Raw genomic sequence first — 10,712 nt, 5'->3', positions numbered from 1 at the left:
TTTTGCTCTCGCTAAACGATATACAAAAGGAGGGTGCACCATAAATGACCATAGTCAATTATGACACACCCTCATTTTTTAGATTTGTTTCTTAGCTTCTGCTCACTTGGAATCCTTTTTGACACAGGCTCATTTCTACGAAGCGTGCCTTGTCGTTGGGGCGATGTTCGTTGAGGATGCGGCGGATGCGTGCTGCAGCCTCCTCGTCTTTGGCAATCATGTATAGATAGCCGCCACCACCGGCACCTGGCAGTTTGTAGCCGAGGCAAAGGTCGTCGATGAGGCTGGTTATGGCTTGTACGGCGGGAGGATTGGTGCCTGCATCGAGGAGTTGGTTCTGTTGCCATGTACGTGCTACGAGATGTCCCATGCGGTTGAAGTCCATACGCTGTATGGCATCGAACATATCGAGGGCGTGCTGCTTCATGTCGCGCAGCATAGCCAGTTGGTTGTGCTCGTTGAGGAACATACGGCGTACAATCTCGGCAAGGATGGTCTTGGCTGTGCGTGTAATGCCTGTGTAATAGAGCAAGTGGCAAGCCTTATAGTCGGATTGTGTGAATAGGGTGTCGGGCAGATAGCGCACTTCGGGTGTCTGCGCAAAGCCACGGTCAGTCTGAAGCAGTTTTACGCCAGGCAACAGACCGCCAAACTGATCCTGCCAACCGCCACCAGTTGTTAGCAATTGTTCGAGCACGAGGGTGCGATGACCGATGTCGGTGTTGTCCCAACCCAATCCGCAGAAGTCGTTGAGTGCTCCGAGCACGGTAGATGCAAGGAGTGAGCTGGTGCCCAATCCCGAACCGGCAGGAATAGCTGAAAGTAATGTCACCTCAAGACCGCAACCAAAAGCGCGTAGCTGACTCTCAAGGGTAGGGTAGGAGTCGGTGCAGAACTGCGGAAGAAATCCGGCAAGAGCCAATGCTGCCTTAGGAATAGAGAACGGCGAACCCACGCGGTTGTATTCAGCAAGCTCGCTGTAGGTGGTAATCGTCTCGGATGCTCCAAGGTCGATGCTACGCAGAACGATGTGGGGTTCAAGGCAGGGCTTCACGTAAGTCTGCAATGGTGGTTGTCCGTTAAGGTTGATGGCTATGTTTACCACATTGCCACCCTCCATAAGACAATAAGGTGGGGTGTCAGTCCATCCGCCTGCTATGTCGATGCGTACTGGCGAGCGTCCCCATACAATCTGGTCGGCATATACCGACATATGTGGGCGCTGGCTGACACGCAAGGCATCGGCTGTAAGACCTTCGCGCAGCAATCCGAATGCCTGCATTTCGTAAGAGGCAGACTCGTTGACAGTTGCTTCTGCACGGAACATAGCGTCGCATGCTCTTGTTAATAAAGGTGCCGATGACGGTAGCGGTGAAGGCAACTCAATGTTGTTGTTGCGGTATTGGCCGGCAAGGTGGTGCAGGTCGCACTGATAGAACACGCTATGTTGCCAGTTGCGTGCAATCATAGGCAGATTGTGTGCGCGGTAGAGAGTGCGCTGACTTACGAGACGGCGCAGATTGGCTTCGTTGCTAATTTCGTCGGCACTCATACGGCGAGCGTTAGTCCACAGGTGTCTGCCCTCATCGAGATTAAGCTCGGAGAGCATCCATCGCAACACAATGCCCATATCGTTGATGTTGTCGACAATGGGGAAGAGGCGGGCTGCCTGAAGGTCGTGGTTGCCTTCAATGGTTGAGATGTCGATGCCACGCTCTTCTGCCCACGAAGCGAAACTGTTGCCAAGGAATTCAACATCGGCAAGAGGTCCGCGGAAAGTGTCGTTGAATCCGTATGGACGTACAGCCCATTGGTTGGTGCCTATAGGTACGATGTCGACACATTGGCCAGGTGCGAGCGTTATGTTCCAGTCGTTGTCGGGCACTCCGGTCACGATATTGTCGCGTGTCAGAGTCCATTGTTCGCCTATGCATGCATTCTCAATCCATTCGTTGCGGTTGGATTGTGTCCAACGTATCTTGATGTCGGCATTCTGCACGAATATGGAAGGATGCGGCTTGCGGTCGTGGTGCATTATCTCACGCTGGTCGTTGACAAGATTCTGTATGGCAAGCATCGATGAAAGAAGTTCGTGCGATGTGCCGAAATGGTAGAATTCGCCACCGGTGAGAGGCAGAATTGCAACCTTCAAGTCTGCCACTTCCGCATCGGCAATGGTTGGATTGGAGCCGAGAGCGCAACCAAACTGTCCGTACATGTCGTAGGCTGTGACAGGACCTTCGGTGATATGACCTTCGGTAGTGGAATGCTGCATGAGTACCTTTACAGCACGGTCGCTGAGTATCCATACACCGATATCTGTAAGATAGAAGTGGTCGGTAGTTAGCGAAGCCAAAGTCTCAACCGACGGTTTCTGAAGCATACACTTAAGCTGTGTAGGCTGTTCGCGTGTAGACACGAACACGCCATGATTCTTGGCGGTTTCGGGTCCGAGCCACAGTCCGTAGCACACAATGTCAGCCCATTCTGGTATGGGTGGCAATGGTGAAGTGGTGCGTATGAACACGTCGCCACTGACTATCATAGTGTTTAGTCCGTGTGGCGCCATGTTCATTATGCGATTATAGAGCGGTACCTGAAGCGAAAGCAACGACTGGTCGAAACTCTGTCCACGCTCCCAACGGAACACAGGCAGCGGTGTGAGTACCTTGCCTGAAGGAGCATACGCCGGCAGACGTCGGCTTTGTCCGCCGGCGTGCAGAAGCAGTCGCTTGTCTGAGGCAAGCCACTCGTCGAATGTCATGTTGCCATGCTCTGCCTCGTAGGCAGCGCGCAGCAGCCATGTTGTGCCACCGCCCGACCCAAGTTTGGTGCCTACAGGGTCGTTGGTGCAGAACCATTCGTCGGCAGGCAGATGGGTAATGTCGTGGAAGCATCCCACAAGATTAGGGGGTAAGGACAGGAGTTTCTTCATGAGTGTGTGCTTAAATGTGCTTGAATATAGGTGTTATTGCTCGTCGTAGATATGGAAAATACGCTCCATCATCTGCCATTTCTGGTCGGATGTGGCATTGTCGTCGCACGACTGGAACTGAGCCACATGTGCCTCCCATTCAGCCTGTCGAGGCAGGGTGGCAAGTCGGCTCATTGCCGAATCCCAGTCGAAGTCGGCAGGAGCGTCAACAATCATCACAAGGCGTGTGCCCTGAATGTAAACCTCCATTTCGAGAATGCCCACAGCCTTTATGCCACGGCCTATCTCGGTCCAGAAATGTTCCTTGTCGTGAGCCTCGCGATAACGACGGATTATTTCGTTGTCGTCGCTTTTGAGGTCCATAGTCTGCACATACCGCTTTGTAGGCTGGTCGTAGTGCTTGGCAGGATATCCGTTATTTTCCATATTCATTAAGCTTTGTTTTGATAATATTAAAGTAGAAAATCTTAGTCGTTGAGCGCTCCGATAATCTCGCTTACTGATGAGCATCCGTGGTTGTCGAGCCACTGGTTGATGCCGTCGCGTACCTTAATGGTAACTGCAGGGTCGAGGAAGTTGGCTGTACCGATCTCGATAGCTGTAGCGCCTGCCATAAGGAACTCGATGGCGTCCTCAGCGGTGCTGATGCCTCCAAGACCTACTACAGGAATCTTCACAGCCTTAGCCACCTGCCATACCATGCGCAGAGCTACGGGCTTTACGGCAGGACCGCTCAGTCCGCCAGTAGAGATACTGAGCAACGGGCGGCGACGCTCAATGTCGATAGCCATACCCATGAGTGTATTGATGAGCGAAACGCTGTCGGCACCCTCAGCTTCTACGGCACGTGCAATCTCAGTAACGTCAGTAACGTTGGGCGAGAGCTTCACGATGATAGGTTTGTGATAGCGCTGGCGCACGGCACGCACTACGCTGGCAGCACCAGTTGTAGTTACGCCGAAAGCCATACCGCCCTGCTTTACGTTAGGGCAGCTGATGTTGAGCTCGATGGCAGGAATATTGTCGAGAGCGTCGATGCGGGCGGCACATTCTGCATAGTCGTCGGGCGACGAACCGCTTACATTGACAATCATATTGGTGTCGATGTCCTTTATCTGCGGATAGATGTTCTTGCAGAAGTAGTCGACACCCTTGTTCTGCAGACCGACGCAGTTGAGCATACCCTGTGCTGTCTCAGCCATACGCGGATAGTCGTTGCCCTCGCGCGGATTGAGCGTAGTGCCCTTAACGATGATGCCACCTATGCCGTCGAGTGGCACGAAGTCGGCGAATTCGAGGCCGTAGCCGAATGTTCCCGATGCGGTCATAACGGGATTCTTGAGTTTCAGACCGCCTATTTTTACACTTAAATCTGCCATGACAATTTCTTTATATTCATTACCGGACCTTCTTTACATACACACTTGTTGCCGTCGACTGTCTTCTCAACACAGCACAGACATGCACCTACACCACAAGCCATCTTGTTTTCGAGCGAAACTTCACACTCGATGTTGTTCTTGTAGGCATACTTGGCTACAGCCATCATCATAGGCTTGGGGCCGCATGTCGAAATGAAGTCGAAGTTCTCCTGCGACAATACCGAATGGTTGGTGACGAAACCTTTCTCGCCTTCCGAACCGTCTTCGGTAGTGATGAGCACACGGCCCACCTCCTCAAACAACGGTTTCTCCAACACGTCCTTAGCAGTACGGGCACCGAGAAGGAATGTAGGCTCAATGCCCATAGCCTTAAGCTTCTTGCCGAAGTAGAGCAGCGGAGCCACGCCTACGCCACCACCGACAAGCAGCACCTTATGCGAAACATCGGTAGGCATGGTGAACGAATTGCCCAGAGGCAGTACACAATTAAGGCGGTCGCCCTTCTTGATCTGCTGGAGTCGCTTGGTGCCTTCGCCTACGGCAGCTACAAGGAGCCACAGTTCGTTGGCATCGTAATCTACATTGTTGATAGAAATAGGACGACGGAGGAATGTCGAAGGTGAATTGTCGATACGTATCTCGACAAATTGTCCCGGAAGCATCTCGGGCAAGGGCTTGTCGTCGGTAAGCTTGATGAGGACGTGCTTGTCGCTCAAAGCTTCAACAGAATTGACCGTAAGGTCGAGGATGAATTTTTTCATTTATATAGTTTAATTGTTTTCGGAGTACAAAAATAGTGTTTTTTGCAGAATTAACGGCATAGTTTCGACATAATTGTATTACATTTGTACTCGAAAAGTACTTGAAACAATAAACACTATGAACAAATATATACTTCCTGCCGAATGGCACACCCAATCGTGTGTGCAACTGACGTGGCCTCATGAGGACACCGACTGGCGCGATTATCTTGACGACATCACCGAGACATTTGTGCAGATAGCCAAGGCTGTGGCACATTATGAGCCGCTTGTCATTGCTGCCAAATATCCGGAGCGTGTGCGCGAGATGCTTGCCGAGAGTCTGAACGACGATGAGATGGCGCGTGTCAGCATCTACGAGTGCGACAACAACGACACATGGGCACGCGACCATGCCTTCATCACGCTTGTTCCTACTTCGGATGCTTCGTCTCCATGCCGACTGCTCGACTTCCGATTCAACGGATGGGGTGAGAAGTTTGCTGCCGATAAGGACAACCGCATCAACCGTACCTTATATGATAAGGGTGTATTCAGCGGCGAACGTGTCGACTATGACGACTTTGTGCTTGAGGGCGGTTCGATAGAGAGTGACGGTCGCGGCACGGTGCTCACTACGAGCGTGTGCCTTATGGCTCCTCATCGCAATCAGCCTATGACGCAGGCAGAGGTGGAAGCTGTGCTCAAGGAGCGTTTGTGTGCACGCAAGATAGTGTGGTTCGACCACGGACAACTCATCGGCGACGACACCGACGGCCACATCGACACAATCGTACGCATCTGCCCCGACAACACTCTGCTCTATGTGGGTTGCGATGACGAGAACGACCCGCAGCATGCCGACCTCAAGGCACTTGAGAACCAGCTGCAGCAAGCCACCGATGCCGACGGCAAGCCATATCGGTTGCTCAAGCTCCCTATGCCCGATGCGTTGTATGACGATGATGACCGACTGCCTGCCACTTACGCTAACTTCCTGATTATAAACGGTGCTGTGATAGTTCCTACTTACAATCAGGAGGCAAACGATGCCCGTGCTCTTGAGCTTGTGGCAGAGGCGTTCCCAGGCTACGACATCATAGGCATTGACTCGCAGACCATCGTTCGACAGCACGGCTCTATACATTGTCTCACAATGCAGTATCCCGTAGAGTGCACGATTCCGTCAGAATGTCGTTAACGTTTAGCTGATACACAATGCCAATAATAGAAATAACGTCATTGAGCCATCCCGGTGTAGAGGTGTTTGGCAATCTAACCGAGAAGCAGTTGCGCCACAGCTACGAGAGCGACAACGGCATATTCATCGTGGAAAGTCCTAAGGTGATAAGCCGTGCTCTGGATGCCGGCTATAAGCCCTTGGCTTTGCTGTGCGAGCGGAAGCATGTGGATGGCGATGCGGCTGAAATAATAAGCCGTTGCGGTTCGGATGTGCCAGTCTATACTGGCGACCGACAACTGCTTGCCTCGCTCACGGGCTACGTGCTGACGCGCGGCGTATTGTGCGCAATGCACCGCCCCGACTTCAAGAGTGTGGAGGAGGTGTGCCGAGGAGCCAGACGTGTGGTTGTGATAGATGGGGTGGTAGATGCCGTTAATGTAGGTTCGATATTCCGTTCGGCTGCTGCATTGGGCATTGATGCCGCCTTGCTTACCCGTACGTCGTGCGACCCCCTAAACCGTCGCGCCGTTAGAGTGTCAATGGGCTCGGTGTTTGCTATTCCATGGACGTGGATGGACTGTCCGCTCAGCGATTTGAGCAAGTCAGGATTGCGCACGGCAGCCATGGCTCTGACCGACCGTTCAGTATCTATCGACAATCCGCAACTTATGGCTGAGCCACGGCTGGCAATTGTAATGGGCAACGAGGGCGACGGACTCCCACAGTCGACTATCGACGAAGCAGACTACGTAGTGCGCATACCAATGTCGCATGGAGTTGACTCGCTCAATGTAGCAACAGCTGCTGCCGTTGCATTCTGGCAACTGGCTTGACCATATTATAATTGATAATTAGTAATTAATAAATAAACGTTTATGAAAGTAGGATATCTTCAGCTGCACAACACTGCTGATATAAAATCAAACATTCTGCGTATTGCCGATGGCATAAGAGACTTGGCAGAACGCGGAGCTGAACTCGTAGTACTGCAGGAATTGCACAATTCGTTGTATTTCTGTCAAGTTGAAGACGTTGACAACTTCGATTTGGCTGAGCCGATACCGGGTCCTTCAACCGATTTCTTTGGCGCTGTAGCCAGAGAGTGCAACGTTGTCATCGTGACATCATTGTTCGAGCGTCGTGCTCCAGGACTCTATCACAACACCGCTGTCGTAATAGAGCGCGACGGAACGATAGCAGGCAAGTATCGCAAGATGCACATTCCTGACGATCCTGCTTACTACGAGAAGTTCTACTTCACACCGGGCGACCTCGGTTTTCATACTATTCAGACCAGTGTGGGCAAGCTTGGCGTGCTCGTATGCTGGGACCAGTGGTATCCCGAAGCTGCACGTCTTATGGCTCTGCAGGGTGCCGAACTCCTGATTTATCCTACTGCCATAGGTTATGCTGCCAATGATACAGAGGAAGAACAGCAGCGCCAGCGCGAGGCTTGGACAACTGTGCAGCGTGGACATGCCGTTGCCAACGGATTGCCCGTCGTGTCGGTCAACCGTGTAGGCTTCGAGCCAGACCCGAGCGGACAGACTGAGGGTATACAATTCTGGGGTTCGTCGATGGTTGTAGGTCCGCAGGGCGAAATGCTCTATCGCTCTGCACCCAACAAGGAGGAGAGTATCATTGTTGACGTAGACCTTGCTCATAGCGAGGATGTGCGCCGTTGGTGGCCGTTCCTTCGCGACCGTCGCATCGACAAATATGGCGATATTGTGAAGCGATTTATAGATTAATAGCACATAAAAAAGGACAACTTTGGATGATTCAAAGTTGTCCTTTTTTATGTATAAAGTTGTCCTATCCGAATTATATTGAACTTCGGCTATTTACGAAACACGAATACATTGATTGCTGCAATCACAATAGGTACAAAATACAGACTTGTTGTCAACAGGAAGAACTGACGATAGCCAATTACGTTTTGCATCAGTCCGGATAACAGTACAGCGATGATTATGATGAGCGACATTATGCCTAATGCGATTGCATTGCGCAGCTCTGTACCGCTACCAGCATTGGCAAAGCGGTCGATCATAGCCCAATAAGCCGACATTCCTATTCCGAGAGCGGCGTAGCCTATAAATGTTGAAAAGCAAATGATTCCGAGTGATGCTGCTGTGTTGAAACTCATAAATGTCATCATCAGTCCGTGTAGCGACATGAGTAATGCCATAGGTAGAATGCAACGGCGCAGTCCGCAACGGGCTATTGCCTTATTGCCTAAATGTATGCCTGCAAACAATGCTACGACGCCTATTGTGCCAAACGATAGTCCGAACTCCTGCGGCGACAGTCCTAATCCGCCATTGTGTGGCGCATCGATGTAAAGCAAGGGGGAAATGGCTGCTGCCAACGCTTCGGGCAGAATGAATAGCAACGAGAATAGCATGAAATGGTTGCGCAGTCCGCGTGTCATCATTCTCACTACAACAAGGAATTCGCCACGATGCAGTCCCAGCAAATCCTTGGGCATGGCATATGGCTTCTTGCCTCCTGGCAGGAAAATGCTGTGCCATAGCCACAGGAAGAATTCGATGCCAGCCATAATATAGAACATTACGCTCCACGAATAGCGCACGTTGCGTGTCAATACCTCCATATTGCCGCTAAGCATTGTCATTGCACCGATGCCGAACATTAATGAGGCGCAGCGCGATAGGCGTGCAATGAGTCGGTGGAACGGTGGAATGTCGTCGGTTCTATTTATATAGAATCGGCGTATGGCAATCTTGTAGAATATGCCCGACACAATGATGAAAGGCATGAAACACAGAAATCCCTGCAACCAATAGTTGGTGGGGAGGGTGAAGGCGATGGCCCATAGTGACAGAGTGCAGATGAATTCGGAAGATAGAATCCATACCTTTATGGTGCCACGGAAGTGGGCTACAACCATCTCAAACAGCGGGCGCAGCAGGAATGGCAGACACAACAGTGAGATGTAGAGGGTGGTAAGGGCGTTGTTGACTCCGAAGCGTCGCAACACCACCAGTGCCAAGACAATCAACGACAGCAACATTCCGTCGCCGAGAAACAGCGACGGAAACCACGACCAGCGCATACGGTTGGTTGGCGTTGGATGAGGGTTGTTATAGTTGTTGTCTGTCATATATTAAAAATGTTTGTCTTATTTCATGTTAGTCCCCTCACTACGGGGAGGGGTAAGTGGGTAGGGCTTTATTTCTTCTTTCCAAACTTCGGGTCAATCTTCAGGAATGCTGTAACGATGAATGTTATGAGGCAGCATACCATCACGATGATGAAGAATTTCTGATAGCCTACATAGTCCTTCAAGTAGCCCGACACCATGCCGGGAAGCATCAGTCCGAGGTAGGATATGCCGGTACATATTGAATAATGTGAGGTGCGGAACTTGCCCTGGCAGTAATATAGCATATATAGCGTGAGCACGGTGAATCCCAATCCATAGCCAAACTGCTCGACGAAGAGGCACGACGACACTATCCATAGGTTCGACTCAAGCGTATAGCTGAGGTAGATGTACACCACATCGGGCAGCGTAATGGCGCAAACCATTGGCCAGAGCCACTTCTTCATGCCGTCGCGGCTTACCAATATACCACCTATAATGCCACCGAGCAATAGTCCGATGAGTCCCACAGTGCCTTGTGCCAGACCGTATTCTTCGGGCGACAGTCCGAGTCCGCCCTCTGATGGCGGGCGCATAAGGAAAGTCTTGGTCATTGTGTTGAGCAATGCCTCCGGGAAGCGGTAGAGTAGGAGGAATAGCATAACGAAGAATGTCTCTTTAGCTCCGAATTTCGAGAAGAATGTTATGAGCATCCTCTTCAGTTCGGCAGCCACTTCACCGACACCTTTGTCCGAACTGATGTCGTCCTTGGGGCGCGGCATCATGCGGCAATGGTAGAGCCAGATACCGATAAAAAGAGCTGCCAGTCCGTAGAAGATGAGCGTCCACGTGTAGACTACTGACATATGGAAAGAATGTTCCAGAAGTCCGGCGAGCGACACAAGTGCTCCATTGACGAATATCACGGCGAGACGGTAGAATGTGTTTCGCAGACCTACATACTTAGCCTGATTGTGTTCGTCGAGTTCAATCATATAGAAGCCGTCGGCAGATATGTCGTGGGTGGCGCTGGCAAACGCCATGGCGAAGAGGAAGAACATAGAGCCTTGAAACCACATCGGGGTGGGCAGAGTGAAGGCTATGCCAGCCAATGCGCTGCCCATGAGCAGCTGCATTGTCAGCACCCACCAGCGCTTGGTCTTCAGAAGATCGATGAACGGGCTCCACAATGGCTTTACCACCCATGGCAGAGCAAGCCAACCGGTATATAGTCCAACCTCAGCATCGGTCAGCCCCATCTGCATGTACATAACTATAGATAGGGCGGTGACGACGACGTTGGGCAGTCCTTCGGCAAAATATAGTGTGGGAATCCATGCCCACGGACTTGTTTTTTTCATCT

General features: G+C 51.4%; 9 protein-coding genes. 3 read left to right on the top strand and 6 right to left on the bottom strand.

Going from position 1 to position 10,712, the window contains the following annotated elements; all coding sequences use genetic code 11:
• Positions 1-91: 91 nt before the first annotated feature.
• Genes I6E38_RS10070 through I6E38_RS10055 form a run of 4 tightly spaced genes read right to left on the bottom strand, consistent with a single transcriptional unit; the run spans position 92 to position 5,078 of the window.
• Positions 92-2,935 carry a bifunctional fucokinase/fucose-1-phosphate guanylyltransferase gene (locus I6E38_RS10070; RefSeq protein ID WP_235393870.1) on the bottom strand — a complete coding sequence of 948 codons (2,844 nt, stop codon included), beginning with the start codon at positions 2,933-2,935 and terminating at the stop codon, positions 92-94.
• A 33-nt stretch (positions 2,936-2,968) separates the two neighbouring features.
• Entirely contained in the window at positions 2,969-3,361 is a 393-nt protein-coding gene (locus I6E38_RS10065) for an L-rhamnose mutarotase (protein ID WP_235393869.1), read from the bottom strand.
• 41 nt (positions 3,362-3,402) lie between these two features.
• Positions 3,403-4,314 carry a dihydroorotate dehydrogenase gene (locus I6E38_RS10060; RefSeq protein WP_235393868.1) on the bottom strand — a complete coding sequence of 304 codons (912 nt, stop codon included), beginning with the start codon at positions 4,312-4,314 and terminating at the stop codon, positions 3,403-3,405.
• Positions 4,302-5,078, bottom strand: coding sequence for a dihydroorotate dehydrogenase electron transfer subunit (locus I6E38_RS10055; protein ID WP_235393867.1), 777 nt, complete (start codon positions 5,076-5,078; stop codon positions 4,302-4,304). The genes I6E38_RS10060 and I6E38_RS10055 overlap by 13 nt, the downstream gene beginning before the upstream one ends.
• Before the next feature lie 118 nt (positions 5,079-5,196).
• On the opposite strand from I6E38_RS10055, the gene I6E38_RS10050 reads away from it, so the two are divergent.
• The 3 genes from I6E38_RS10050 to I6E38_RS10040 are packed head-to-tail and all read left to right on the top strand — an operon-like array spanning position 5,197 to position 7,991.
• The gene (locus I6E38_RS10050) at positions 5,197-6,258 is read left to right on the top strand and encodes an agmatine deiminase family protein (RefSeq protein ID WP_235393866.1); all 1,062 of its coding nucleotides are present in this window, start codon (positions 5,197-5,199) and stop codon (positions 6,256-6,258) included.
• A gap of 17 nt (positions 6,259-6,275) precedes the next feature.
• Positions 6,276-7,073 (top strand): TrmH family RNA methyltransferase, encoded by a 798-nt coding sequence (locus tag I6E38_RS10045; protein WP_235393865.1) that lies wholly within the window; start codon positions 6,276-6,278, stop codon positions 7,071-7,073.
• 42 nt (positions 7,074-7,115) lie between these two features.
• A complete protein-coding gene (locus I6E38_RS10040) occupies positions 7,116-7,991 on the top strand; it encodes a carbon-nitrogen hydrolase (RefSeq protein ID WP_235393864.1) in 876 nt (291 codons plus the stop codon).
• 89 nt (positions 7,992-8,080) lie between these two features.
• Here I6E38_RS10040 and I6E38_RS10035 read toward each other — a convergent pair whose 3' ends face one another.
• Both I6E38_RS10035 and I6E38_RS10030 read right to left on the bottom strand, forming a co-directional pair.
• Complete coding sequence (locus tag I6E38_RS10035; protein WP_235393863.1) at positions 8,081-9,367, bottom strand: MFS transporter; 1,287 nt, start codon at positions 9,365-9,367, stop codon at positions 8,081-8,083.
• A gap of 68 nt (positions 9,368-9,435) precedes the next feature.
• Positions 9,436-10,710 (bottom strand): MFS transporter, encoded by a 1,275-nt coding sequence (locus tag I6E38_RS10030; protein ID WP_235393862.1) that lies wholly within the window; start codon positions 10,708-10,710, stop codon positions 9,436-9,438.
• Positions 10,711-10,712 lie beyond the last annotated feature (2 nt).

This window comes from Leyella stercorea (genome assembly GCF_021531355.1).
Lineage (GTDB): Bacteria > Bacteroidota > Bacteroidia > Bacteroidales > Bacteroidaceae > Prevotella.
The sequence above is the reverse complement of the archived record's forward strand: the minus strand, read 5'-3'. Positions and strand labels throughout refer to the sequence as shown.